Source organism: Providencia rustigianii DSM 4541, assembly GCF_000156395.1.
GTDB lineage: Bacteria > Pseudomonadota > Gammaproteobacteria > Enterobacterales > Enterobacteriaceae > Providencia > Providencia rustigianii.
In genome coordinates this window covers 292670-318978 of sequence record NZ_GG703820.1, presented here as the reverse complement: position 1 = coordinate 318978, position 26309 = coordinate 292670, and the positions used below count along the sequence as shown (strand labels likewise).

At 42.5% G+C, this 26309-nt stretch carries 19 protein-coding genes and 1 pseudogene; 9 read left to right on the top strand and 11 right to left on the bottom strand.

All coding sequences use genetic code 11. From position 1 onward, the window contains the following. Positions 1-79 precede the first annotated feature (79 nt). From PROVRUST_RS15765 to PROVRUST_RS15740, 5 genes and pseudogenes are all read right to left on the bottom strand, one after another. Positions 80-2869, bottom strand: a complete 2790-nt coding sequence (locus PROVRUST_RS15765) for a M16 family metallopeptidase (RefSeq protein ID WP_006815885.1) — start codon at positions 2867-2869, stop codon at positions 80-82. Beyond that, the gene (locus PROVRUST_RS15760) at positions 2859-4565 is read right to left on the bottom strand and encodes an ABC transporter ATP-binding protein/permease (RefSeq protein WP_006815884.1); all 1707 of its coding nucleotides are present in this window, start codon (positions 4563-4565) and stop codon (positions 2859-2861) included. Before PROVRUST_RS15760 ends, PROVRUST_RS15765 begins: the two co-directional genes overlap by 11 nt. A 47-nt stretch (positions 4566-4612) precedes the next feature. Further along, positions 4613-7366: pseudogene (locus tag PROVRUST_RS15755) on the bottom strand (secretin and TonB N-terminal domain-containing protein). Between the two features lie 123 nt (positions 7367-7489). Continuing rightward, positions 7490-8473 (bottom strand): FecR family protein, encoded by a 984-nt coding sequence (locus tag PROVRUST_RS15745; RefSeq protein ID WP_006815881.1) that lies wholly within the window; start codon positions 8471-8473, stop codon positions 7490-7492. After that, positions 8473-9009, bottom strand: coding sequence for an RNA polymerase sigma factor (locus tag PROVRUST_RS15740; RefSeq protein ID WP_006815880.1), 537 nt, complete (start codon positions 9007-9009; stop codon positions 8473-8475). Before PROVRUST_RS15740 ends, PROVRUST_RS15745 begins: the two co-directional genes overlap by 1 nt. Positions 9010-9174: 165 nt before the next feature. Between PROVRUST_RS15740 and PROVRUST_RS15735 the strand changes: the two genes are divergently transcribed. Next, the gene (locus tag PROVRUST_RS15735; protein WP_039855640.1) at positions 9175-9957 is read left to right on the top strand and encodes an energy transducer TonB; all 783 of its coding nucleotides are present in this window, start codon (positions 9175-9177) and stop codon (positions 9955-9957) included. A gap of 25 nt (positions 9958-9982) precedes the next feature. Here the strand turns inward: PROVRUST_RS15735 and PROVRUST_RS15730 are convergent, their stop codons facing one another. Next, entirely contained in the window at positions 9983-10741 is a 759-nt protein-coding gene (locus PROVRUST_RS15730; RefSeq protein WP_006815878.1) for an AhpA/YtjB family protein, read from the bottom strand. 159 nt (positions 10742-10900) lie between these two features. Between PROVRUST_RS15730 and serB the strand changes: the two genes are divergently transcribed. The 3 genes from serB to nadR all read left to right on the top strand — a co-directional run bounded on the left by serB (position 10901) and on the right by nadR (position 15125). Beyond that, positions 10901-11878, top strand: coding sequence for a phosphoserine phosphatase (gene serB / locus PROVRUST_RS15725; protein ID WP_006815877.1), 978 nt, complete (start codon positions 10901-10903; stop codon positions 11876-11878). A 501-nt stretch (positions 11879-12379) separates the two neighbouring features. After that, positions 12380-13762 (top strand): DNA repair protein RadA, encoded by a 1383-nt coding sequence (gene radA, locus PROVRUST_RS15720; RefSeq protein WP_006815876.1) that lies wholly within the window; start codon positions 12380-12382, stop codon positions 13760-13762. A gap of 124 nt (positions 13763-13886) precedes the next feature. After that, complete coding sequence (gene nadR / locus PROVRUST_RS15715) at positions 13887-15125, top strand: multifunctional transcriptional regulator/nicotinamide-nucleotide adenylyltransferase/ribosylnicotinamide kinase NadR (protein ID WP_006815875.1); 1239 nt, start codon at positions 13887-13889, stop codon at positions 15123-15125. Positions 15126-15173: 48 nt separating this feature from the next. Here the strand turns inward: nadR and ettA are convergent, their stop codons facing one another. Continuing rightward, a complete protein-coding gene (gene ettA / locus PROVRUST_RS15710) occupies positions 15174-16841 on the bottom strand; it encodes an energy-dependent translational throttle protein EttA (RefSeq protein WP_039855637.1) in 1668 nt (555 codons plus the stop codon). A gap of 437 nt (positions 16842-17278) precedes the next feature. On the opposite strand from ettA, the gene PROVRUST_RS15705 reads away from it, so the two are divergent. From PROVRUST_RS15705 to trpR, 3 genes are all read left to right on the top strand, one after another. Further along, positions 17279-17860 (top strand): NleF caspase inhibitor, encoded by a 582-nt coding sequence (locus PROVRUST_RS15705; RefSeq protein WP_006815873.1) that lies wholly within the window; start codon positions 17279-17281, stop codon positions 17858-17860. A 275-nt stretch (positions 17861-18135) separates the two neighbouring features. Continuing rightward, complete coding sequence (gene sltY / locus PROVRUST_RS15700) at positions 18136-20064, top strand: murein transglycosylase (protein ID WP_006815871.1); 1929 nt, start codon at positions 18136-18138, stop codon at positions 20062-20064. An 80-nt stretch (positions 20065-20144) separates the two neighbouring features. Then, positions 20145-20462, top strand: coding sequence for a trp operon repressor (gene trpR / locus PROVRUST_RS15695; protein WP_039855634.1), 318 nt, complete (start codon positions 20145-20147; stop codon positions 20460-20462). A gap of 73 nt (positions 20463-20535) precedes the next feature. Here the strand turns inward: trpR and yjjX are convergent, their stop codons facing one another. Then, on the bottom strand, positions 20536-21072 hold the full coding sequence (yjjX, locus tag PROVRUST_RS15690; protein ID WP_006815869.1) for an inosine/xanthosine triphosphatase: 537 nt from the start codon (positions 21070-21072) through the stop codon (positions 20536-20538). 52 nt (positions 21073-21124) lie between these two features. Here yjjX and gpmB point away from each other — a divergent pair, with 52 nt between their 5' ends. Next, complete coding sequence (gene gpmB, locus PROVRUST_RS15685) at positions 21125-21772, top strand: 2,3-diphosphoglycerate-dependent phosphoglycerate mutase GpmB (RefSeq protein WP_006815868.1); 648 nt, start codon at positions 21125-21127, stop codon at positions 21770-21772. 55 nt (positions 21773-21827) lie between these two features. On the opposite strand, the gene robA is transcribed toward gpmB, so the two are convergent. After that, positions 21828-22739, bottom strand: coding sequence for an MDR efflux pump AcrAB transcriptional activator RobA (gene robA, locus PROVRUST_RS15680; protein ID WP_006815867.1), 912 nt, complete (start codon positions 22737-22739; stop codon positions 21828-21830). Between the two features lie 187 nt (positions 22740-22926). Between robA and creA the strand changes: the two genes are divergently transcribed. Continuing rightward, a complete protein-coding gene (creA, locus tag PROVRUST_RS15675; RefSeq protein WP_006815866.1) occupies positions 22927-23430 on the top strand; it encodes a protein CreA in 504 nt (167 codons plus the stop codon). A 229-nt stretch (positions 23431-23659) separates the two neighbouring features. On the opposite strand, the gene PROVRUST_RS15670 is transcribed toward creA, so the two are convergent. Next, on the bottom strand, positions 23660-24418 hold the full coding sequence (locus PROVRUST_RS15670) for a phosphoribosyltransferase (RefSeq protein WP_006815865.1): 759 nt from the start codon (positions 24416-24418) through the stop codon (positions 23660-23662). Between the two features lie 183 nt (positions 24419-24601). After that, complete coding sequence (gene arcA, locus PROVRUST_RS15665; RefSeq protein WP_006815864.1) at positions 24602-25318, bottom strand: two-component system response regulator ArcA; 717 nt, start codon at positions 25316-25318, stop codon at positions 24602-24604. Positions 25319-26309 lie beyond the last annotated feature (991 nt).

Here is a 26309-nt window from a genome sequence, read left to right as displayed (position 1 = left end):
TTTGATTCTCGAAGAAAATATAGCGAATAATTTAGCCAACCACAGGTATTTTTTCCCGTGGTTGGCTGTTTTTATCTCACTACGGGGTCATCATAAATACTTTCTGGTTTTGACCTAAATATTGCTTAGTAAGCCGGTTAATATCTTGAGTACTGAGCTTTTCAATAATTGCTTGCTCTTGAGTGATACGTTGGAACTGTTTATCATCCGCTGCCACTTGAGCTAACGCTTCAGTCCAATAACTTGAGCTGTCTGTTACCTGCGAATTTTCCGTGAGCCAGATATTTTTGGCTTCAGTTAACTCTTTCTCTGTCACACCGGATTGACGAATTTTTTCCACCGTTTTTTGGGCGATTTGTACCATCTCAGAAGCGCGCTCTGGAGAGGTAGTAAAATTCAAGCGTCCCATATAATAAGGTTGCGGTCTTTTTGCTAACATTTGAGAGAATCCAAGGGCATAGATACCGCTCGCTTTCTCACGTAGTTCCCCACGTAAACGCTGGCTAACAATCGTATCAATTAACTGCATGGCTAATTGATCTTGCTGTGACCACTGGGCTGGTGCGGCAAATTGAATGCTGACCATGCTTTTATCGCTGCTACTGATGGGATATTGCTGATTAAAGCTCTCCATCTTTGGCATGATCCCTTGGTTACGCCATACCAACTTACCATCATGAGCTGAGATAGAAGCAACCCATTGTTCTAACAAAGGTTTCAGTTCACGGGCATTCATGGCTCCGGTGATCACCAACGTCATATCTGCCGTCGACGTTAATAATTGGCGGTTAGCTTGCTGCAATTGTTGGGCGGTGAATTGCTTCCAAGCACCTTGTGGTGAAATCACTAATAGCTCGCCGTGCTGATAACTTTGCTGATTAATATGATCGAGGAAAGTGCGTTCAACAGGCGTTTTTGCCAGATTTAATTCAAATGCTTGTTTCTGTTGTTCTAACTTTGCACCACTAAATTGTGGAGCAGTTAGTTTTAAGTTAAGAAGTTTTAGTGCAGTTTCTAAATTATCGACTGGCGTTTTACCGCGATAACCGTGAGTCAGTAGCTCACTGTATGGTCGCACACTAATTTGATTTTGTTTTGCGAGCAAGGCTAGATCACGAGCACTATAGCTACCATAACCACTGGTTTCGGGGAGTTTTAACGCCCAATCGGTTAAACCTGCGGTTTGTGGGGTTTCTAAGGAGCGTCCACCGGGTAACTGTAAATTGAATTGAATATCATCTTTCAGATTTTTATCTGATTTAACAATAACCTTGATTCCATTACTTAATATCCATTGCTCTGTTTTGGCGATCAGTAAGTCAGATTCTTGTGCAATTGAGCCTTTAGTAACTGCGGGTAATTGCAAATTAATCGCCTGAGATCGTAAGGCAAAAGGACCCGGAGAGGTTTGGCGAATTTTCTGCCATTGTTCGCTAAAGGTGGCTTTATTAACACTGTTGGCATCGGTATCAGGGCCAATTAACGCTAAACGTGGAGAGGCGACTTGCAAAAGTGTTGCAACGTGACGTTGTAAATCTTGTGGCTTGATATCTTTTGTTAACTGGTAACTGTTATCTAATTGCTGGCGCTTATTCCACATTGGCATCTCATATTCGAGTGCGGTGGTCAGTTGCCCAGCCATATAGTCATTACTGTAACGTTGTTCGGAACCTGCTTGTTGGCTGAGTTTTTTCAGCATAGCTTGTTTTGCTGTGTCTAATTCTTGCTGAGTCACTGGCTCTGTGGCAAGACGCTGCAACTCCGTGAATAACACTTCAGTGGCTCCCGCATAATCATTGCCTTTTGGATGGATAATCATGAGTTGCTGGAGACGTTGATTATCCAGCATTGATCCCTGCTCATTGATACTGATAGACGGCAGAATGCCATTATCCACCATCACAGAAAAACGTTGATTTAGGATGGTTAACCATAAATTATCCATCAAATCTTCAGCTTGACCTTGGCGAGTATTTAGCGGTGCAGAGACATTTTTTTGCAGAGCAAACTGAACATAACGCGCTCCTTGCTCTTTATCAAAAATCCCTTGAACTAACATATTATTAGAATCGCTAAAGCGCTTCCACTCCGGTGAATCTTGGGAAGTTTTTTCTGGCTTCGGAAGTGCGAATAAGGTGTTAACCTCATTGCGAACTGACGAAGAATTAAAGTCCCCAATAATCAATAAGCTCATACGCTGAGGCTGGTACCACGTTTGGTAATAGTTTTTAGCTTGTTCAATGGGGGCTTGGCGAACCACATCGAGTGAACCAATCGGATTGCGTTCGGCATAGCGGCTACCGTGGTAGCGTAATTTTTCTAAGCTGTCATTGATGCGGTAGCCCATTCCTTGGCGTAAACGCCACTCTTCGATAATCACAGGGCGCTCTTTTTCAAAAGCATCTGTATCGAAGGTCATATTCGCCGCCCAATCAGCCATGACCTGCAATCCACTGGTCACTTGCGCTGGTGTTGCATTAGGTAACGATAGTTTGTACAACGTGCTGTTTAAGCTGGTGATTGCATTCACATGGCTTCCTAATTTCAGTCCCTGTTGCTCCAACTGTTTAAAGCCAGTGGTTCCCGGGAAATGTTTAGTACCTTTGAATGCCATGTGCTCAGTAAAGTGCGCTAATCCTAGCTGCTGCTCAGTTTCTTGTAACGACCCCGCGTTGACTAATAAACGCAGTTCGACACCCGGCTGGTCTCGTTGCAGCAAGTAAACTTGTAAGCCATTATCGAGTTGATAATGTTGTAAGTCTTGGCGAACAGGCAACAACTGTTGCCCATGATTTTTCGGCGACATATTGCCAGCACAGCCACCAAGCAGCAGGGCAACAGCGGCAGCTAAAGTAATTTTACGAAACATATTCAGGGGTTCCTGTCATTAAAGGGGCATCATTGCGGGACTCAGTTAAATCAACATGTTGATCAGCGAGCTGACCGACAAAGCGTTGATGACTCACTAACACAATGCTGCTTTCAGGGAGCTGGTTTTTCAGCAGTTGTAGCAGGGCTAACGCGCTGTTTTCATCTAATGCAGACGTGGTTTCATCCAATAACATCAGTTTTGGTCGGTTGAGTAACAGTCGGGCAAACATCACCCGTTGCTGCTCACCGCCCGATAAGCGGTTATTCCATTCCGTTTCTAAGGCGAGCTGATGGTGAAGCTTTTCTAATCCAACGAGGCTCAACGCATGTTGTAATTCAGCCTGTGAAAATTTACTGGCATCTTGTGGATACGCTAACAAGTTATCGAGACGACTGACGGGGAGATAGAGGCGCTGAGGTAGCCACATTACGCTGTGAGTTCGCGTGATATCGCCATGAAAGAATGGCCAATGACCGCTTAACGTTCGTAGTAAGGTCGATTTACCAATCCCTGAGCGACCGGAAACTAGCACTAATTCGCCAGTTTTGACATTGAGAGAAACGTTATCCAATAGAGGGCGATGGTCTGCGGTAAATAAGCTAACGGTCGCCTTGAGTGGTGATTGATTTTCTTCAATAGTGACTTCAGGGGTTTTATCATGTTCCAGTAAAACCACGAAATTATATAAACGGGCAACCGTTGCTTGCCATGCGGCAATTTCTTTATAGGCAAAAATAAACCAGCCTAATGAAGTGGCAACGCTGGAGAATGCTTGGCGTAATTGCATCAACCCACCGAGCATTATTTCACCTGCCAAAAATTTGGGCAGTGCCAGTAATACAGGGGCTAATGCGGTCACTTGCTGATAGCCAACGGTATAAAACGAAAGGTTACGTTCACAACGAATGAGCTGGTTCCAGTTACGGATGATTTCGCTGAAACGACCCATTAATTCTTTACGATCTTGATTCTCACCCCGCTGTCCGGCGATGGCATCACCATGCTGGCGGCAGTTAATTAAACTACTACGATAATCGGCTTCACGACGCTGTTTATCCATATGCAAACGACGTAATGGATAACCAATCAGCTGGGTTAGAGCGATCCCGAAGATAGTATAAATAATACATGCCCAGAACATATAGCCGGGAATGGTCCAAACACTGTCTGCGAAACTAAACGAGAGGCTGCCAGATAGCGTCCATAAAATGGCGGCAAAGGAGATTAGTGTTAGCATGGAGTGCAGGAACGTCACCAGCAAATTCAAGGTGGACTCAATCAGTAAGCGGATATCTTCCGCGATACGTTGGTCTGGGTTATCAGGTTCTTGGGAGGCTAATCTCAGCATATAGTGTTTACTATTACTGGATAACCAACGACTCAAAACTTGTTCGGTCATACCTTTACGCCAGCGGATAATAAGCATCTGCTTGAGGTAAGAGCCCATGACGACCACAAAAATTAGCCCACTGACTAAAATAACAAAATACTGCAATAGCCCGTAAAGTGCTTGTCCATCTAACTTTTGCAGAGCGTTATAAAAGTCACCATTCCACATGTTCATTTTGACATTGAACCAGACGGAGGAGAGTGTTAATCCCAGTGAGGCAAACAGTAATAGCCAGCACAAAAGGGCAGCACGCTGCCCCCAAAAAGGTGTTACTAAATAGAAAAATTGTTTAATAGTCTTCATCGCACTATTTCTTGGTTATGGTTTTTGACATTGCTCATTGCGGTAACTTATAAGTCGTAATTCACTTGTAGCCAGAATTGACGGCCAGGATCATAGGATTTAAGTTCGCGGTCATCGAACATAAAGCGGTCTGCAATATTCTTATTATTCAATATATTATTAACCTCAACGGAGAAACCAAAACCGTAAGCGAAGTTAGGTTTCCAGCCTAAGCGGGTATCCCATGTATATTTGCTGGCGAAGTTTTGTTTGGTGTATTTACGCAGTTGCCCATATTCAGCATCGTTGTAATACGTGTTGTCATAACGAACAGCTTGGTCACGTGACCCCCACCATTGCAGGCGGTTGTACCATGTCACATTATATTCATCCCACACACTGGTCAGTTCGAGATTCAACTTGATTGGTGAGTTAAAGCTGGTGGATGGAAGCTTTGATGAATCAATGACTTTTCCGTCGTACCACACTTTATTGAGATTAACTTTATTTGCTGGATCGTAAGCGTTATAACCCGTGTCTTTTGGGGTATTACTTTCGCTTTGTTGCCAAGTAAAGGATGCGTTCATCACATGGGAGGCTTCTGCCCATTCCCAAGGTTGGCTATTTTTAACAGATAAAGTCACTGTATCGTGGGAACTACGACCACCATTATCATACATACGGATACTACGTTTATCGGCATCTCGAGTATTATATTTTGTACGGGAACGAACTTCATCGTAGCCTTCACGATGAACATACTGTAAACGCCAAGTCGTAGATAAAACTTCTTGTTGCAGTGCGAGGGTTAACTCATCATTGTAAGGTGTTTTAAGTGAATCAATCCCTTCGTAGTCACGGGCATCGTTCCATTCGTTTTTACTTGGGTCAACATCGCACATGAAAAGGCAGTTTTGCATACCAGCGTTTTGTGCACCATACAGAGCATAGGTCAGCATTGAGCGACCATAATAACGGTTAGCTCCTGCAATCAGCTGAGTTTTTTGATCTCCAAATAAATCATAAGTTCCTGAAAGACGAGGTGCGATGTTGGTACGGTTAACAAAATCATCGCGATCTAAACGCAATCCTGGGCGTAGGGTTAGTTTGCCGTACTGAAGATTATCATCGAGGAAAATCGCGTAGTTTGTATAATCAGCTGAGTGCGTACCAGCTTGGAAACGAGTAATATTTTGGGCTGAACCAACCCATTGAAGATTATCGGCATTTCCAACAAAACGGTAACGATAATAATCTTTATCTCGTTTATAAGTTCCTTTGGTGTAAGCGATCTCTGAACCGATTGTCGGCTGGTGAGTAATTCCTAAACCATCAATGATTGGATTGAAACGCAGGGCGGCTTTTGCCGAATGCAATCTCTGTTCTGTCGTGAGATCCCCTTGACCACCACTACGTAATGATTGAGGATTTTTCCAGTCACTATAATCCAGTAACTCAACATAGTCTGTTTGGTCGTTTTTACGATCGTCTTTGAGATCTTGAGTACTTGCCGTTAACTCTAATTTACCAATGTCATATTCGTGTTTGAAAACACCGGTAAAGCCAAGACCATCATGGGTGCTGTCATAGCCAGAGTTCAGTACGGAGCTAGCAAAAAGATAGCTATCATATTTGGCATAGTTTATTGATAAGTCGACAGAATCTCGTGGGGAAAGATTCATGCTGTACTTGAGGAAAAAGTTATCTGAATCTCGGCGTTGTTTACGGGTACCTTCAGCGGAATAAATTTCTTCTAATTCCCCATTACCATTCAGTGTGACGCCTGTTCCTCCCGTCACGGTCATCGGGATTGTCGAGCTACGGCGTGATGCGGAGAATACCACCCCAGAATTTTCGGTGACACCCAGTTCAAACCAACCACCAAAATCATTTTTATCATAGCGATTCTGGAAACGAGCAGGGTTTGCGGTGTCATTCTTGCTGGTATCAATGGCTTGGGTTGAATCGTGGAACAGATTATTCCAGCCAGAGCGGGTCAAGCGATAATAGGCATGGGCGCTATTTTCACCTTGCCAGCGGCGGCTATTTACTTCAACGGTGCCCCCAGTAAAACCACCAAATTCCACAGGAATATTGTTATCGTAGACTGCCATGCTATCAATCAAGCGGCTATCAATGTAGATCCCTTGATCGCTACTGCTGAGCTTCGTTGCCGTTTCCCCTAAGCCATTATCGGCAGGGTCAAAGTCATTATTGAAACTGACGCCATCAAGGCGATAGGCATTTTGGTAGCTGCTCGAACCGTGAATAGAAATACGGGAAGGCTTGATTTCCCCTTGGTTCATGGAGTTACTATCGTTATTGGCAAATTGCACCGCAGGGTTGGTTTTCATTAAATCTGTGATGTTGCCGTCACCGGTGTTTTTTTGGCTAATTTCTTCTGCGGTGACATATTGTGGTGCCGACATCACATCCATTGATGGGTGATTTTGCACCGCGCCAGAAACTTGGGTTTCGGGCAGAACCAATGTGCCTTGGTTTAAATTCTGCGGGCGGATCACTAACATGCCATTTTCATTGACTAATTCTAACCCGCTACCAATGAGGATTTTTTGTAATGCGGTTTGCGGAGAATAAGTCCCTTATAATGCGGGGGCGCGTAAGCCGTTAAGCTGCCCCTTATCGTATAACAGTGCAACTTGCCCTTGACGGCTAATTTGCTCAATGGAACTAGCAAGCCCTTGTTCGGGTAGTGAAAACGTAAGTTCTTGAGCGATAACTGATTGGCTGACTAAGGCGCTAGCGACCGCCACTGACAGCGCAATCGGTTTAAATCGGCCGATTGTGAATTGAATTGCCATGGATATCCCTTATTCTTAAGCTGCACAAAAAGTGTGCGATAAAATGTTCAATAAAAAATGAAGCTACTTAAGAAGAGGGTGAAATGAGAATTATCCTCACCTGCAAATGAAAATATTTTTCAGTTATTTTTGTTTATTCTGAATAATCAATAGATTAGTTTTGTCTTGATAGACAACTTGTACAGGAAGCAATGAGGGAAGTGCCTGAAAAAAGGCTTCAGGACGCTGGAGATTTATTCGACCAGAGATTTTTCGAGCGGCTAATGTGCTTGGCGAAAGTTCAACATTGAAACTTGAATAGGTTTTTAATTCTGCAAGAACATCAGAAAGCGGTTTATCCACAAAAACCAGTTCACCGTAACGCCATCTCGCCACATCTTGGGGATTAACGTTACGTAACGCGATTTGGCCATCAACTTTCGGACTTACGGCACTTTGCCCAGCGAGTAAAAATACCGGTTTAGCCTCTTTTTGGCTTTGAAAGGTGACGATACCTTGGCTGACATTTACCGCGATTTGCTGCCCTTGTTTATTGACTTCGAATTCAGTTCCTACCACTTGGATCCGCCGTTGATCCGCTTGAACAATAAATGGACGATAAGGATTCGACTTTACCTTAAAGTAAGCGGTGCCTTGGTCTAAATACACTTGGCGAACTTGGGTCTCATAGGCGACGCGGATTCGAGTATTGTGATTAAGAAACAGTCGTGAGCCATCGGATAGAGTGACTTCTTTAGGGGAATCAGTGGCGGCTAATGTCATGTTATTTAATAACATGGACGGTAGGTGGCTATAGGGTAAAAAGAGTACGGCGGCAATAAAACAGGCGGCAACAAGATGACCCATTGGCTTCCAAAAAAAAGAAAGTTGGCGTTTGGGTATCGTGATATCAGTACTCGTCGGACGTGGCATTTCATCAAAATCTTGCCAAATTCCGGCGATAGATTCAAAAGCATCAGCATGAGCTTTCGAAGCTTGTAGCCAAGCTTTGAATTGCTGAGATTGCTGGTCGCTAAGCCGCTGGCTATGTACGCGAGTAAACCACAGCGCCGCGTCTTCATCGATGCGCTGTTGTTCATCCAGTTGCTGAGTTTTTGAGTCTGCCATTACTTATTATTGCCCTGATCTTCAAGGTATTTTTTACAGTGAACTAATGCCGCAGCAATATGTTTTTCAACCATACTGATAGAAATTTCCATCCGTTCAGCAATCTCACTTTGCGATAAGCCATCAAAGCGATACAGCAAAAACGCTTCTCGACGACGAGGAGGCAAGAGATCAATGGCTTCACTTAACTGCGTAATACGTTGCTGATGTTCCAATATTTCACTGGGATCTGCCGCAGTTTGCTCGAAACTATGCTCATGAGCGACATCATCAATCGAAGTCGCTGATTGATTTTGTTGCTGATTACGTCGCCAATGGTCAATTAACACATTACTGGCAATTTTGAACAGATAAGCGCGGCTCTCTTTGACGGGATCCTCCGCTTTACGGTTCAGCCATAGTGTAAACACATCCTGTGATAAATCATCCGCATCGTTACTATTACCTAGCCGATTGCGGAAAAATCGCACAAGCTGGCTATGGGTTGATTGGTACGCCCCACTAATCTTGCGGGTAAGGGATTTATCGATAGTCATTTTCTGGTGTCAAAAGTGAAAGAGTTCAAATTATTTGCTCAAATTTACTTTGTAAAATAAATCAATACCTTGTAGTTACTATTGTTATTTTATTAATAATAATGAATATCATTTTGATTTGTATTATGCCTATAATCGGCGAAAAATAAAGATGTGAGGCAAAATATGAACAGCAGTATGGGTCAGCTGGATCGCCCAATTTTTCGTCCTCTGGGCGGTTTATTTGTTAGTCTTGTTTTCCATGGAACACTCGCAATGATTTTTATTGGATGGTTCACGTCGAATCTTCCGAGAACTGGAGTTTTGCCACCTGCAATCTCTTTGCAGCTGGGGCTATATCAGCTTGAACAGCAGAATGAGCCTGAGGTGAATAACGCCCCAAAACAGCAGATGGCGACGCGTGAGGAAATTCAACCTGAAGTCGTTGAAAAAGTAGAAAAATTACCCCAAACTCCCCTCGTAGATAACGGAACGTTAACCCGAGTTACCGAGAAAAAACGTCCACCGAAAAAGCAACAAATCCAAGAGAAAAAAGTGTTGGAAGACGCGCCGGTTTCCCCTCAAGAATCAATGGTGACTTCCGTGCCGACATCCGGTAGTGCATCGAATAACAGCGCTAATTTTTCCAGCAATGCTGCGGCAGCGGTGAGCGGCCATCAAGGATGGCAAAGTGAAGTCCATCAGCGACTAGCAAAATCCAAGCGTTACCCAAGAGCGGCATTGCGTTTTCGTTCTACAGGAGTATCGCAGGTAAAAATTATCGTTGATAACCATGGCGGGCTGGTGAGTGCGAGTTTGATTAACTCATCAGGAACTAAGATTCTGGATAAAGAGGCAATGGCGACTATCCAGCGAGCAGCGCCATTCCCTGTACCACCAGAAACGTTACTTGTTGAAGGAAAAGTGGAGCTAATTGCGCCGATCGTGTTCGATACGACGTCAATCTAGAGAATAAATGGGTTGTTTTTTTCGATTAATTTTCTGGTTTATTGACGTGTTTTTTTACCACTCGTCTGGAACGATGTGCACTCGGTTCCTTACGGCGTTTTCCGTGAGGACGTTTATTCGGTGTTTTTAGTGGGGGGCTGTTTTGTTGTACGGCTCCCTTGCCATTATCACTTTCATCATTCTCTTCTGGCGTGACAATTAACGGCTGCTGCTGACCTTTCTTTTTCTTCAAACGGAATAACGTATTTGCCAAGATAAATCCGATGCACAATGCTAATAATATAAAAGTGCGCATAATATTTGTGCTGTTATCGGTTTGTTGAGTATCTGCGATGAGCAATTCAGTATCGATAGTTAGGCGTAAATAGCCTTTCGGTTCTTTTTCCCCTTGAACGGGGACGACTAGCTGATATTGAAAATTTTGCAGTGCGACATTGCTATCGATAGCCAACCTTTCTTTGACGGTTGTAGGCTCACCGACTTGAGTGACTAGCACGCCTGCGGCAGTATATAAACTCGCATCTAAAATATATTTATCTCGGGCGAGATGATTAAGATTGGCATTAATTCGTTCTAAATTAAAATCTTTGCTGCCGGGAACCATATAATCGGATAAGCTGAATGCCACTTGCTCAGCTAATACCTGAGTTAATTGCTTAAATTGTTCCACTCGATTTTGATTTTGGCTATAGCCCAAGTATGAAACCCCATGCATCAGCAAGGTTACCAGTGCAACGCAAATAACGATAATAACGGTTTTGTGTAGCCTAAACGGGAGTTTCATAAGATTAATGGTGCTCTTTGTCTGTTTGACCGCAATGGCGTGAATAGCAAAACGATAACGTGCTGGAAAATCTAAGTATAGTAATTTTATTCAGGGTATACATTACAAAAAAAAGGTTGTGCCCACAAAAGTTTGTATCCACTACAGGAGCTAATTTTCATGTCAACGAGTTTGACCTATTGTTATCTGCCCGATGAAATCCAGAAATGGCCGGGTTTACCACTTTCACTAAGTGGTGAAGAAGTGATGCCATTAGATTATCGTGCAGGGGACACAGGGTGGTTATTATATGGCCGTGGTTTAGATAAAGCCCGGATCAGTGATTTCCAGCAGCGTTTAGGGATCGCTATTGTGATCGTCTCTTCTTGGCGCATTGATGACTATCAAGTTGTCCGCATCGCCGGCAGCATTACTCCTAGAATTAAAAAACTTGCCGATGATAGTCAATTGGATGTGGTGCCATTAGGTAAAATTCCGCGTTTACGATCTCCTGGGATCTTGCTGATGGATATGGATTCTACGGCGATCCAAATCGAGTGTATTGATGAAATTGCTCGATTAGTCGGTGTGGGTGAACAAGTTTCTGAAGTGACTGAGCGGGCGATGCAAGGTGAGCTAGACTTTACAGAAAGTCTGCGTGCTCGTGTTGCACTTCTCGAAGGTGCAGATGCTGCAATCCTCGATCAAGTCCTTGAAACCTTGCCACTGATGCCCGGATTGACCAGCTTGGTTCGCAAACTCCAAGCGATGGATTGGCATATTGCGATTGCGTCCGGTGGCTTCACTTTCTTCGCGGATAATTTGCGCCAACGCTTAAAGCTGGTCGCGGCCGTGGCTAATCAACTCGAAGTGAAAAATGGCAAACTGACGGGGAAAGTTAAAGGCCCTATCGTGGATGCCAAATACAAAGCACAAACCCTCGTAAAACTGGCTGAAAAATTAGACATTCCACTGGAACAGACTGTGGCTATTGGTGATGGAGCAAACGACCTCAAAATGCTCAGAAAAGCAGGGTTGGGAATTGCGTATCATGCGAAGCCGAAAGTGTATGCGAGGGCGAAAGTGGGGATTAAGCATGCGGATCTCATGGGGGTTTTGTGTGTCCTGAGCGGGGGGCTCAAGCACGAGGAACGCTAATTTTCGTCATATTTCGGATTGTAGGGGTGTTGGCTTCTTTCGGCTATCCTAGTCACATACTTATGTATGCTCCTAGGAATATCCTCAATTGCCGCCTACCTACAACGCCGAACTATTTAGAAAATTTGTAGAAGTTAAAAACTAAAGAGTTTTCGTCATATTTCGGATTGTAGGGGTGTTGGCTTCTTTCGGCTATCCTAGTCACATACTTATGTATGCTCCTAGGAATATCCTCACTTGCCGCCTAGTCGTAACGTGAACTATTTAGAAAATTTGTAGAAGTTAAAAACTAAAGAGTTTTCGTCATATTTCGGATTGTAGGGGTGTTGGCTTCTTTCGGTTATCCTAGTCACATACTTGTGTATGCTCCTAGGAATATCCTCACTTGCCGCCTAGTCGTAACGTGAACTATTTAGAAAATTTGTAGAAGTTAAAAGTCAAAGAATTAAAGATTTAAAAATAAAGCGCTAAATATTTTTATTGGGTGATTAAGGAGTTGCTGTGGCGAAAGGTGCAAAAAGGGCATTTGTGTGTAATGAGTGTGGGGCGGATTATCCGCGCTGGCAAGGGCAGTGTAGTGCCTGTAATGCATGGAATACCATTACGGAAGTGCGCTTGGCATCGACGGCGGCGGCTCGTACAGATAGGCTGACGGGGTATGCAGGAAATGCGGCTGGCGTCAGTAAAGTCCAAAAACTGTCTGAAATTAGCCTCGAAGAACTGCCGCGTTTTACCACCGGATTTAAAGAGTTTGACCGCGTGTTGGGAGGAGGGGTAGTACCGGGAAGTGCAATTTTGATCGGGGGAAGCCCGGGGGCAGGTAAAAGTACCCTATTGCTGCAAACTATGTGCTTGCTATCCCGAGGAATGAAAACCCTGTATGTGACTGGGGAGGAATCCCTACAGCAAGTCGCGATGCGTGCTCACCGTTTAGGGTTACCGACAGATTCACTGAATATGTTGTCGGAAACCAGTATTGAACAAATCTGCCTGACTGCCGAGCAAGAACAGCCTAAATTGATGGTGATCGACTCCATTCAGGTCATGCATATGGCGGATATCCAATCCTCGCCGGGTAGCGTCGCGCAAGTGCGTGAAACCGCCGCCTATCTGACTCGCTTTGCCAAAACTCGCGGCGTGGCGATCATCATGGTCGGTCATGTCACCAAAGATGGCTCACTGGCGGGACCTAAAGTCCTTGAACACTGCATTGACTGTTCGATTATGCTCGATGGTGATGCGGATAACCGTTTTCGTACCTTACGCAGCCACAAAAACCGCTTTGGTGCCGTCAATGAGCTGGGCGTATTTGCCATGACCGAACAAGGCTTAAAAGAGGTCAGCAACCCATCCGCTATCTTTTTAAGTCGTGGAGATGAAGTGACGTCTGGTAGCTCGGTGATGGTGGTGTGGGAAGGTACGCGCCCATTACTGGTCGAAATTCAAGCCCTTGTCGACCACTCTATGATGTCCAATCCACGCCGTGTTGCCGTCGGTTTAGAACAAAACCGTTTGGCTATTTTGCTGGCGGTGCTGCATCGCCATGGCGGGCTACAAATGTCTGACCAAGATGTGTTTGTGAATGTGGTCGGTGGCGTCAAAGTGACGGAAACCAGTGCTGACCTTGCGTTGCTATTATCTTTAGTGTCGAGTTTCCGAGATCGTCCTTTACCTCGCGATTTAGTGGTGTTTGGTGAAGTTGGACTGGCAGGGGAAATCCGCCCTGTACCGAGTGGGCAAGAACGTATTTCAGAAGCGGCAAAACATGGTTTCAAACGCGCTATCGTTCCCCATGCCAATATGCCAAAAAAATTACCGGCTGATATGAAAGTGTATGGGGTGAAGAAGTTGGCGGATGCGTTAAGTATTCTCGATGAGCTCTAAATTATCGTCATGCTCCGCGCTGTTGCTTGCGCCTAGCGACAACACGGATCATTTAGATAATGATGCGATAGCGAGAGAAAAGATTCTCTGTTAAAAAGGGAATAAAAGCGAAAGGACAAATAATATGGCTGAATTTGAGTATCTAAAAAGTGCCATCAAGGGTGCTGGTTATACATTACAGCAAGTAGCTGATGCAACAGAGATGACCAAAGGGTATCTCAGCCAGTTAATTAATGACAAAATCAAAAGTCCGAGTGCTCAAAAAATTGCTGCACTTCATCGCTTCTTAGGCTTGGAGTATCCCATCCAACAAAAAACGATTGGCGTGGTATTCGGTAAATTTTATCCGTTACATACGGGGCACATTTATTTGATTCAGCGAGCTTGTAGCCAAGTTGATGAGCTGCATGTAATTTTATGTCACGACGAGCCTCGCGATAAAGAGCTATTTGTGAATAGCTCCATGTCTCAACAGCCTACCGTGAGTGACCGACTGCGCTGGTTGCTACAAACCTTTAAGTATCAAAAAAATATTCATATTCACTCATTTGATGAGCAAGGAATTGAGCCTTATCCTCACGGTTGGGAAGTGTGGAGCGAAGGAATGAAAGGCTTTATGAAAAAGCACAATATTCATCCTAGCTTTATCTATTCTGGTGAGTCAAATGATGTTCAACGTTATAAAAAACACCTTGGGATCGAAACTATCTTGATTGATCCTGAACGCACCTTTATGAATATCAGTGGAAATCAAATTCGTCAGGCGCCATTCCGTTATTGGGAATATATTCCAACCGAAGTGAAGCCTTTCTTTGTACGTAAAGTGGCAATTTTAGGTGGCGAATCTAGCGGGAAATCAACGCTAGTGAATAAGCTGGCGAATATTTTTAATACTACCAGTGCGTGGGAGTATGGGCGCGATTATGTCTTCAGCCATTTGGGTGGTGATGAGATGGCGCTGCAATATTCTGATTACGATAAAATTGCGTTAGGGCATGCCCAGTATATTGATTTTGCAGTGAAGTATGCGAACAAAGTGGCCTTCATTGATACGGATTTTGTCACCACTCAAGCATTTTGTCTGCGTTATGAGGGTAAAGAGCACCCTTTCGTGCAGGCATTGATTGACGAGTATCGTTTTGATTTGGTGATTGTGCTGGAGAATAATACGCCGTGGGTGGCGGATGGGTTACGTAGTTTAGGCAGTGATAAAGACCGCATGGAGTTTCAAACTTTATTGATTGAGATGCTGAAGAAAAACAGTATTGATTTTGTCCATGTGGAATCCTCAGACTATGACTCACGTTTCTTAGAGTGTGTTTCGTTAGTTCAGCAATTACTGATGCTAGATAACTCAATGTAATTAAAAAAACGGCACCCAAAGGTGCCGTTTTTTGATCATAAAAAGGGACTATTTAGTCATCTTTTTATACTTGATACGATGTGGTTGCAACGCATCAGCACCTAAAGTACGTTTCTTGTAATCTTCGTACTCAGAGAAGTTACCTTCGAAGAAGGTAATGTTGCCTTCATCTTGGTAATCGATGATGTGAGTCGCGATACGGTCAAGGAACCAACGGTCATGGGAAATAACCATTGCACAGCCTGGGAATTCTAACAGGGCGTTTTCCAGTGCGCGTAAAGTTTCAACATCAAGGTCATTGGTTGGTTCATCGAGGAGCAGCATGTTACCGCCAACTTGCAGCAGTTTTGCCAGATGTAAACGACCACGCTCACCACCAGATAGCTCACCGACACGTTTACCTTGGTCAATGCCTTTAAAGTTAAAGCGACCAACATAAGCACGGCTTGGGATCTCAAAGTTACCGATACGCATGATATCTTGACCATTGGAAATCTCTTCCCATACAGTTTTGCTATCATCCATCGCATCACGGAACTGATCCACGGAAGCAATCTTCACGGTATCACCCAACGTGATTGAGCCAGAATCCGGTTGTTCTTGACCTGAAATCATGCGGAATAGGGTTGATTTACCCGCACCGTTCGGACCGATGATCCCCACGATCGCCCCTTTCGGGATCGAGAAGCTCAGGTTGTCGATCAGTACACGATCCCCATAAGATTTACTCAGGTTTTCAATTTCGAGTACTTTGTCACCCAGACGTGGTCCAGGTGGAATAAACAGCTCGCTGGTTTCGTTACGTTTTTGGTATTCGACGCTGTTAAGTTCTTCAAAGCGAGCCAGACGCGCTTTACCTTTCGATTGGCGGCCTTTAGGATTTTGACGGATCCACTCAAGTTCTTTCTCGATGGATTTACGACGAGCAGCTTCAGTTGACGCTTCTTGCGCCAGACGCTCATCTTTTTGTTCCAACCAAGAAGAGTAGTTACCTTCCCAAGGAATACCTTCACCACGGTCAAGTTCGAGGATCCAGCCTGCGACGTTATCGAGGAAGTAACGGTCATGGGTAATTGCCACAACGGTGCCCTCGTAGTCATGCAGGAAGCGCTCTAACCAAGCGACGGATTCAGCATCCAAGTGGTTAGTCGGTTCATCGAGTAGCAACATGTCAGGTTTTTCTAACAGTAGGCGGCAAATTGCCACTCGGCGGCGTTCACCACCAGAGAGGTTTTCAATTTTGGCATCCCAAGCTGGTAAGCGTAATGCATCCGCGGCACGCTCAAGTTGGTTATCCAAATTATGGCCATCATGAGCGGCGATAATTGCTTCTAGCTCACCTTGCTCTTTGGCTAATTTATCAAAATCCGCATCAGGATCGGCATACAGAGCATAAACCTCATCAAGACGGTTTAATGCTTGTTTCACTTCACCTACGGCTTCTTCAACCGCTTCACGTACAGTGTGCTCAAGGTTCAGTTTTGGTTCTTGTGGCAGATAACCAATTTTAATGCCTGGCTGAGGACGTGCTTCCCCTTCAATATCCGTATCAATACCCGCCATAATGCGCAGTAAGGTGGATTTACCAGCACCGTTAAGACCTAAAACACCAATTTTAGCTCCAGGAAAGAAGCTCAGAGAGATGTTTTTTAAAATATGACGTTTCGGTGGAACAATTTTTCCCACTCGATACATGCTGTAGACGTATTGAGCCAATTTATCTTACCTTTTGTTTTATAAGAAAAAATTAAATATTTTTCATCTATGAGACATATCAGGGACATTTATCGCTAACTTTAGCATTTTAGTACTTCAACCTGGCAACTTATGTGCTCAGAGGGGGAATTCCCATAGACAGTAAAATCATTTGTGCCTAACTGTAATTGTTCTTGTACCTAAGTCAATAATTTCCCATATGAGAGTGCCATATCGATCAAAATTTTGTCTGTTGTTGCGATCAAACCATGAGATTGTTTATGACGCAAAGGATGGCGTTTCGTGCAATTTAGTAATCATTAACTCGTTTAAGATGGGAGCGATAACGGGATAAATAGCATGTTTTAAGCATGGTTTATTAGCGTTATAAAAATATGGACTCATTTACTTATCATTGTGTTTTTATACTGAAATAAATCTGCGTAAAAGGAATTAATATGTTTTCAGCTAATATTTCTCATCGTCATTCTGATTTAATTGATTTTAGCGATGTATCCACTCAAGGCAATACAAAAACCAATGGCTTTAATTCTTCAACGACAGTGAATGAATTAAATGCTTATCACTTATTGGATTCATCACAACAAAATGAAGTGGATAGTATGATTAATGCTTATTCAATATCGAATAAGGAACAACGAAATCAATTAAGTAGCAAAATAGATAAAATTGTTGATGATTTATTTGAGATTCGAAATTCGGTTTATCAGTTTATCAATGAAGGAACGGATAGTGTTCGCGGGGAATTCAAACCGGGGAAGAACGCTAATGATAGAGACCACTATATTAGAATGTTAGTGGCTTTTAATACGATAAATAATGGAATTGAAAAAGTGAGAGAAGACAAAGGGTTTGCAAAATGTGATGTCGATGTCAGTCTCCATCTCCACCACTCTTCTTCAGTATATGGAGACCTGCAATCATTGAATAAATTATTGAGTGAAAATAGCATGAGAGCTGATTCAACGGCTCATCTTCCGAACCTAACGTATAATAAAGGCGAACTTCAATTTGGCTAAATAGCAATCTAGGTATTATTTCTAGAACGGGAATACAGATAAATATCCCTATAATTCACGCCAACACATTTTGTTGGCGTGATGATGTTGGTTTTTCTAGCGCCTTCAACCGCCCCGCCCCCCCGCACTAATGAGTGTAAAAGTATTGTAAACTCGATAAATTCAAGAAATCTCCACTGTCACTGGCTGAAAACTTTAGGTAGCATTAATATTATTGATACATGTAATTGATGCTTTGGGTATGTTTGAGGTTTATCTCTAACAGGATTTAAGCGATGGAGCGGGTAAATATGAAAGGTTGGTTAGTGGCAGTTCCAGTGACGATGCTGTTAGTATCCACAACAGTTTGGGCGGATTCTTTACAGGCACAACGTGAACGTTATCAAGCGATTAAGCTCGCTTGGGATGCCAATAAAATGGATGAAGTGGAACGATTGTTACCAACCTTACAGGATTATCCACTCTATCCCTATTTGGTTTACCGTGAGCTGTCCCAAGATTTGGATATTATCTCCCCAAGACAAGCTCAAGAATTCATTAATACCTATCCGACGTTACCTGCCGCAAAAACACTCAAAAACCGTTTTGTGAATGAGTTAGCACGTCGCCAAGAGTGGAAATCATTACTGGAATTTAGCCCTGAAGCTCCTCAACCAGCAGAAGCGCAATGTAATTTCTATTTTGCAAATTGGGCAACGGGAAATAAGCAAGTTGCGTGGCAAGGTGCTGAAAAATTATGGCTCAATGGCCATTCGATGCCAGCTTCCTGCGACAAATTATTTAATGAGTGGGAAAGGGAAGGCTACCTATCGACCGATATGATTTTGGCGCGCATTCATTTAGCGATCAAAGAAGGAAATACGTCAACCGCAACTTACCTTGCTAAGCGTCTTCCGAACAGCTATAAAACGGTCGCAGATGCGTTGGTTAAATTGCAAAATGATCCGGCATCGGTAGTGGCATTCGCCAAAAACCTCACACCAACAGATTTTACTCGCCAAGCGACGATAGCGGGTTTTAGTCGCTTTGCACGTCAATCACCGGATGAAGCGCGTGCCGCTTTAGCGGGAATTAGTTCTGCCCAGAAAATGAATATGGCAGAAACCCAGCAACTCAAAGATAGCGTAGCATGGCAATACATGGGGGATGTAACCCCTGAGCAGGCAATGTGGCGTGATGAAACTATCCGTGAAACGAATTCAGCAACCTTAAAAGAGCGCCGCGTGCGCTTGGCCTTGGGGCAAGGTGACAAAGCGGGCGTCGCAACGTGGTTGAAGCAACTTCCTAATGAAGTGAAAAATAAGGAAGAGTGGCAATATTGGCAGGCGATGACATTAATTGATCAAGGTAAAACCGCAGAAGGGGAAACACTACTGCGCCAGTTAACGTCAAAACGTGGTTTTTATCCAATGGTTGCGGCTCAGCAGCTGAAAATGGATTATCCCGTGTATGTGAATAAAGCCGTACAACCGGATGAAAGTATTCATAATATGCCGCAAATTCAGCGTGTACGTGAATTGATGTATTGGGAAATGGATAATCTTGCGCGTTCCGAATGGATTAATTTAGTCTCTTCGATGTCTGCTAATCAGCAGGAGCAGTTAGCGCGCTATGCCTTTAACAATAAATGGGCAGATCTCAGCGTTCAAGCCACGATCACGGCGAAGTTGTGGGATCATCTGGAAGAGCGATTCCCTCTTGCATGGGAAAAGCAATTTAATACTTATACTCGTGATAAAAGCATCCAGAAAAGTTATGCAATGGCAATTGCTCGTCAAGAAAGTGCATGGAACCCTCAAGCACAATCACCTGTGGGTGCAACGGGCTTAATGCAGTTGATGCCAGCAACAGCAAAACATACTGCGAAAAAGCAAGGTATTAGCAACTATGTGAATACCAGCCAACTGACTAACCCAGTCATGAATATTGAACTCGGAACTGCCTACTTAGATGATGTTTATCAACAGTTTGGTAATAACCGTATTTTAGCCAGTGCGGCTTATAATGCGGGGCCATCACGAGTGAATCGTTGGTTAGGTAACAGTGCAGGGCGTATTGATGCAATTGCATTCGTAGAAAGTATTCCATTCTCCGAGACCCGTGGCTATGTGAAAAATGTGCTGTCTTATGATTTGTTTTATAAGCATTTCTTAGGGGAGAAAGGGAATGTGTTATCTGCTTCTGAATGGAATATGAAATACTGATTCTTATTTTATTTTTAACTATGACGGATAGCGTTCTGTGCTATTATTTGTACTAGTTTAATAGTATGGAAGGTAAGGCGATGACTGTAGAATATACCTCTGATCCGGCATTAACCGCCGATGAGAATGCAGATTGGCAACGTTTTGTGGAACTGCTACAAATGGCATTTGAACAAAATATACAGCATTCAATTCTTCAGCTATTACTCACTCCGGATGAACGGACAGCGCTAGGAACTCGAGTGAGGATAGTGCAAGAGTTGATGCGAGGTGAAATGAGCCAACGAGAGTTAAAAAATGAGTTAGGTGTTGGGATCGCAACCATTACTCGTGGGTCGAATAGTTTGAAATCAGCACCGATTCCGGTCAAAGAGTGGCTAGAGTCGAAATTACTTTAGTCTTATTTAACCAAAAAGCAGGGCTCCCAATGATTGAGAGCCCTGCATGCATTTTAAATTGTTTCGGGTATAATTAATCGTCTATCTGGTTTAGCTCTTTATAAATTTCGTGCTTAATAGGAACTAAGGCAAGTATTAAGGCTTGTTGATAAACACTGGTGCGCGTCAGAACGCCATTGGTGAAAAAGCCAATAGCGCCACCTTGTTGCTTGATATTATCAATACCGGTTAAGAATGCCATTTCGTCGCCAAGCTCACGCCCTTCACGGATCCCCGCAAGAATTTTTTCTGGGATCATGATACTGGCAGAACGAGATTCTCCACGAATTTGGCTGTGTTCGATAACAATCCAAGCGAATGTCATATCATCTTCGACGCCAGCTTCAATACCGACCCAAAAGTCAGCTTCTGGGCGAACTTGTCTCGATGCCATCACTCGTTGTCTTGCACCTGTACGGGTTTCATTATTACCGATAGGTTGCTGTGGAACGCTGCTATCGACATTAATATCTTCAATTTGATAACTGCCTGGTCCAAAAACAGCATCGAAAGCAAGATGAATTGCTTTAATTTTGGCAGGATTAGTCGTTGCAGCTATAACTTGGTACATTAATTATTTTCCTTTGAACACATACTTTGCACAGTAATAACGGAACACATCTATGTTACAGGTTTATCTTGTTCGCCATGGCGAAACTGAATGGAACGTTGCTCGTCGCATACAGGGTCAATCAGATAGCCCTCTGACGGCTCTTGGTCGTAAACAGGCGGAACAAGTCGCCAATCGGGTCAAATCAGAAGGTATTACCCATATTATCACTAGTGATATGGGACGCACACGCGAAACTGCACAAATTATTGCGGATGTTTGCGGTTGTGAAATTATCACAGAACCGCGTTTACGTGAACTAAATATGGGCGTATTAGAACAGAGAGAGATTGATTCACTCACCGAGCAGGAAGAGCAATGGCGTCAGAGCTTGATCAATGGCGCTGATGGCGGACGTATTCCTAATGGTGAATCAATGGATGAATTGTTTACGCGCATGTTTGCAGCATTGAATCGTTGCCTTGAATTACCTGAAGATAGCCGCCCATTGCTGGTTAGCCACGGTTTAGCGCTAAGTACTTTATTAAGTCGTATCTTAGGGGTTCCTGCTAATTCACCGCGTCGTTTACGATTGCGTAATTGCTCCCTTTCTCGAGTGGATTACCAAAATAGCCCATGGTTAGCCAATGGCTGGATCGTAGAAACGGCGGGAGAGGTAACCCATTTAACGCAGCCTGCCTTAGATGAGCAGCAGGGTTAATGGTATAAAAAAGGCGTTTTCATAGAAAACGCCTCAATCACCAAAAAGACCTATTTTATTGTGCGTACTGTGTGCTATCTATTTTGATAGGTACATAATAGCTGAATGCATCAATATGGGTTTTCGGATCACTATTGCTCACATCATCAATCTCAACATCTTTAATTTTGTAATGCTCAATATCATAGCCAGGGCGACGAGTTAGGTTTAGCTTCGGCAGATAGATACCATAAATCTGATACAAAAATTCTTGTAATCTTTCTCTATTTGCTTCACCACTGAAATTGAACTTCACATATTCCCCTGCGGGAATGGTGATATGGCTGTATTGCGTATTATTGAAACTTGCATCTTCAGGTTTGACCGCTGTGGTATAAAACACGGTCTGCTCATCTTCTTTTTCAGCATTGTGAATAGCGTGATGTAAGCCAAAGACTTCAGATGCTACGCTGGTGGTATGTTCTAGGTAATAGCGCCAGAATGATTGACGCATTTGCGAACAGGCTGTTGACCACTCCTCTAAGGCGTAGGAACAGCTTTGTTCTAAACCAACCAATGATTGTTCCGGTATCTGCACAAATTCATAATTCAGAGGATGGTGATCATTCAACAAAATAGGTGGACAGATACCTGCGGCACACCACTCTTCAGTGCGGCGATAAAATGCCGGAGTTAGGTTAAATTGTTTTTTAAATGCACGAGTGAATGTCTGTTGTGAATCAAATCGGTACTGTAATGCAATATCAAGGATGGGACGGCTGGTTAGGCGCAGTGCTACAGCCGCTCGGGACAGGCGTCTTGCGCGAATATAAGCACCGATAGCTTGATCGGTTACATCCTTGAACATTCTCTGTAAATGCCACTTTGAATACCCCGCTTTAGCGGCAACATTATCTAATGATAATGGTTTATCAAGGTTATCATCTATCCAGCGAAGAAGATCGCGAATAATATTAGTTTGATCCATGGATATCCCCAAGCAATACGACTCACAGGACTGATATGAGTTATCAATGATTCGCTATTCTATAACAAGTTATCTTTTTCGTTTATAGTAAATGCGGTGTATTTAAGATTTAGTTACAAAACAGAGTGATCATCATTTTTATTATATTAAGATGCTGTAGTTAATTAAGCTGAAAAGGGAATACAGAATGCGTTTTTCTAGATTAAAAAATTACGCCTTAGGCGATGCCATAAAAAAACTCGTTATCGCATCATTACTATCGACATTCTCTTTTGCCACGGTGGCTGAAGAAATTGGCTCTGTGGATACGGTATTTAAAGTATTCGGTCCAGATCATAAAATCGTCGTCGAAGCTTTTGATGACCCCGATGTAGATAATGTAACGTGCTATTTAAGTCGTTCTAAAACAGGTGGAATTAAAGGCGGTTTAGGCTTAGCCGAAGATACGTCGGACGCCGCAATTTCTTGCCAGCAAGTAGGCCCCATCGAATTGACTGATCGTGTAAAACGTAACCCACAGAAAGGGCAGGTCGTTTTCCAAAAGAGAACTTCATTAGTCTTCAAAAAGCTGCAAGTGGTGCGTTTCTATGATCCAAAACGCAATGCGTTAATCTACTTGACGTATTCGGATAAAATGATTGATGGCTCACCAAAAAATGCATTGAGTGCAGTGCCAGTTATGCCTTGGTAGCAATATAAATGCAAAAGGCACTTTTTACAGTGCCTTTTGATTGTGCAATGTGAAACGACATTTTTACAACCTGTTAGTTGCCTTATCCGCTCTCTAAGGATGTGATTTCTGACCCTTACGGTCTGGCTACACACGCGCAGCGCGGGCGACGTTCGATAATTTATAGAGCAGGGTCGCTCATACCAGCTCTTATGGGTATCCTATCGATTATGACTATTAGAGGCAATTATTATTTTTTACTTGAGCCAAATAAGGTGAGAGCCTCAATATTAACGATTGGATATCGTTGTTTTAGTAACTTAAATGCAGCCATCAATGAGGTACCTGTTGTTACCATGTCATCAACAAGTAAAATATTGCAGGGGACAGATATATTGCTGGGTATATTTCCCCAAGTTAGCGGGTTAATATATTTTCTTAACTTGACCCGAGTAATTGATTTTATTTCAAAAGGTGTTTTGGGTGAGTTAAATGAAATAAATCGTTTAGTATCCTCATGTAAGGCGGAGCGTTCGGACGATCTTATGGGCAAATTATAAAGGCTATCAAGTGTATGTTGTGCGCTATTTTTTATTATTATGTCGTGATGATACTCACCAATTCCTGAATGTTTGATTACTTTTTTAGCAAATAAAGCTGTTAAATTACTAGATGATGGTAATGGAATAAGCCAATCCCATACAAAACCAGCGGCGAGAAATTTTGGCAATATTTGTCGATAGCTTTGATTCAAATCTATTATTGAACGTCGTGTAGCTCTGACCTGGTGTAGGCCTTTTAAGGCGTAAAGCATGGGGTTATTATCCCCAATAGGTTTTCTGACATGTTTGTTTCTTCTACTTTTTGTTCTTGCAAAAATAGAGGTAACTTTTAAGTTATTATCCAATAGAGTTGTTGTAGGGTTTCCAATTGCAGTAGTAATGCAAAAATGATTATGAGAGTGATCTACCTCAACTAGCTTATTTCTTTCATCGACAACGAACCCCATATTATCCCCTCAATGTCTAAGCTAAGCTTATTTTGGATATTTAAGGGAATATATCGCTAGGTGATTCTAAAAAATATAACTGAATCAATAAAAAAGGGTACTTTAAGATAATGTTTTATAAAAAAACCGTAGTCATGAATGACTACGGTTTCATTAAATCAAGATACTGATATTAAGTGACGATTATTCGTCTAAATCACCACAAAAACGGTAACCTTCACCGTGGATGGTTGCGATGATTTCTGGGGTATCCGGTGTTGATTCAAAATGCTTACGGATACGACGGATAGTCACATCGACCGTTCTATCGTGTGGTTTTAATTCACGGCCGGTCATTTTCTTCAGTAAGTCAGCGCGAGTCTGAATTTTGCCTGGGTTTTCACAGAAGTGTAGCATTGCACGGAACTCACTACGTGGTAATTTGTAGTGCTCGCCAGCAGGGCTAACTAATGAACGGCTATTGATATCTAATTCCCAGCCATTAAATTTATAACTCTCAACGAGGCGACGTTCTTCTGTGCCACCGACTAAATTCATTGTACGAGACAATAAATTGCGTGCACGGATAGTCAGTTCACGTGGGTTGAATGGCTTGGTGATATAGTCATCAGCACCAATTTCAAGACCAAGAATTTTATCGACTTCATTGTCACGACCAGTTAAAAACATCAATGCGATACTTTCTTGCTCACGTAATTCACGAGCTAGCAGTAAACCGTTTTTACCTGGTAAGTTGATGTCCATGATAACTAAATTGATGTCATGCTCAGAGAGAACGTTATTCATCTCTTCGCCATCAGTGGCTTCATGGACCACATAACCTTCCGCTTCAAAAATACTTTTCAGCGTATTACGTGTGACAATTTCGTCTTCAACGATCAAAATGTGTGGGGTCTGCATATTTGCTACCTAAAGTATTAAAATAAAAATACTGAACTCACAAGCCGTTTCCAGTTAGGTGGTTGTTGGTATGATTATCTGGAAAATCACGTTCATGAGTATAAATTTGTCTTTACATTTATCAGTGATTTAAAGCTGCCTATCCGTTAAGCATAAGATAGTAAAACCTACCAAAATTAAAGCACTTTCCCAATATTGGGCTGTTAACAGCAATATAACAGCTAATACTGCATTTACCACCTAAAAAACTAACTTTTGTTGATACATATCAAAATCAATTGTAGCACGTTAACAAAGATTGTTAGGTAGAGAATTATACCAAATTTAGATTACTCTGAGGTATCGAATTGAGATAAAAAATAATAGTTTTAAAAATAGATAATGTTTTTATTTCATGAGTATATGGATGAGAGCCCGCATAGTTATGGGGTGCTCACTGCTGAAATTTAACTTAAAGTGGTTGAAGGAACGTTTTTTTACTGTAATTTTTTTTCTAAAAATAAGGAAGAGTAAAATCAATTTTATTAATCTAAAATCGCGTAAAAATAGCAATTCTGGTTTTTTATAACTCAAACTAGGGAATTACACCTATTCACTTTGAATTATTCCCTTTTATTTTACAAAAAATTAACAAATTAATTAAGAAATATCTGAATTCTATTTTCTTCTTTATAATAAATTTTATGGCTATTGAGTCATCAATTAATGGAATTGATTTGTGACTTGGTAAGGTGATTTTATGGTTGGCATCAATATTGATGAAAAATAATTCAAGATAAACATGGATTTTCAAAACCGTGTTTATCTCAATATTTTGATTACCTCTGAGCTAGCAATGACAGATATCAATAATTAGAATTTGATTGTTTATTGAACAATAAATGCATCCGCTATTGAAATAATATTTAAATCTGACAACTCAATGGTAATTGGTTTTTATTTCTGGATTATGGAGCTTTTGTCTGTTTTTATACAGGAATATTCCCTAAAG

Bases quoted from the DNA above. Each gene is read 5' to 3' on its own strand.
- PROVRUST_RS15765 (WP_006815885.1), bottom strand. From the start codon at position 2,869: ATGTTTCGTAAAATTACTTTAGCTGCCGCTGTTGCCCTGCTGCTTGGT.
- PROVRUST_RS15760 (WP_006815884.1), bottom strand. From the start codon at position 4,565: ATGAAGACTATTAAACAATTTTTCTATTTAGTAACACCTTTTTGGGGG.
- PROVRUST_RS15745 (WP_006815881.1), bottom strand. From the start codon at position 8,473: ATGGCAGACTCAAAAACTCAGCAACTGGATGAACAACAGCGCATCGAT.
- PROVRUST_RS15740 (WP_006815880.1), bottom strand. From the start codon at position 9,009: ATGACTATCGATAAATCCCTTACCCGCAAGATTAGTGGGGCGTACCAA.
- PROVRUST_RS15735 (WP_039855640.1), top strand. From the start codon at position 9,175: ATGAACAGCAGTATGGGTCAGCTGGATCGCCCAATTTTTCGTCCTCTG.
- PROVRUST_RS15730 (WP_006815878.1), bottom strand. From the start codon at position 10,741: ATGAAACTCCCGTTTAGGCTACACAAAACCGTTATTATCGTTATTTGC.
- serB (WP_006815877.1), top strand. From the start codon at position 10,901: ATGTCAACGAGTTTGACCTATTGTTATCTGCCCGATGAAATCCAGAAA.
- nadR (WP_006815875.1), top strand. From the start codon at position 13,887: ATGGCTGAATTTGAGTATCTAAAAAGTGCCATCAAGGGTGCTGGTTAT.
- PROVRUST_RS15705 (WP_006815873.1), top strand. From the start codon at position 17,279: ATGTTTTCAGCTAATATTTCTCATCGTCATTCTGATTTAATTGATTTT.
- sltY (WP_006815871.1), top strand. From the start codon at position 18,136: ATGGAGCGGGTAAATATGAAAGGTTGGTTAGTGGCAGTTCCAGTGACG.
- trpR (WP_039855634.1), top strand. From the start codon at position 20,145: ATGACTGTAGAATATACCTCTGATCCGGCATTAACCGCCGATGAGAAT.
- yjjX (WP_006815869.1), bottom strand. From the start codon at position 21,072: ATGTACCAAGTTATAGCTGCAACGACTAATCCTGCCAAAATTAAAGCA.
- gpmB (WP_006815868.1), top strand. From the start codon at position 21,125: ATGTTACAGGTTTATCTTGTTCGCCATGGCGAAACTGAATGGAACGTT.
- robA (WP_006815867.1), bottom strand. From the start codon at position 22,739: ATGGATCAAACTAATATTATTCGCGATCTTCTTCGCTGGATAGATGAT.
- creA (WP_006815866.1), top strand. From the start codon at position 22,927: ATGCGTTTTTCTAGATTAAAAAATTACGCCTTAGGCGATGCCATAAAA.
- PROVRUST_RS15670 (WP_006815865.1), bottom strand. From the start codon at position 24,418: ATGGGGTTCGTTGTCGATGAAAGAAATAAGCTAGTTGAGGTAGATCAC.
- arcA (WP_006815864.1), bottom strand. From the start codon at position 25,318: ATGCAGACCCCACACATTTTGATCGTTGAAGACGAAATTGTCACACGT.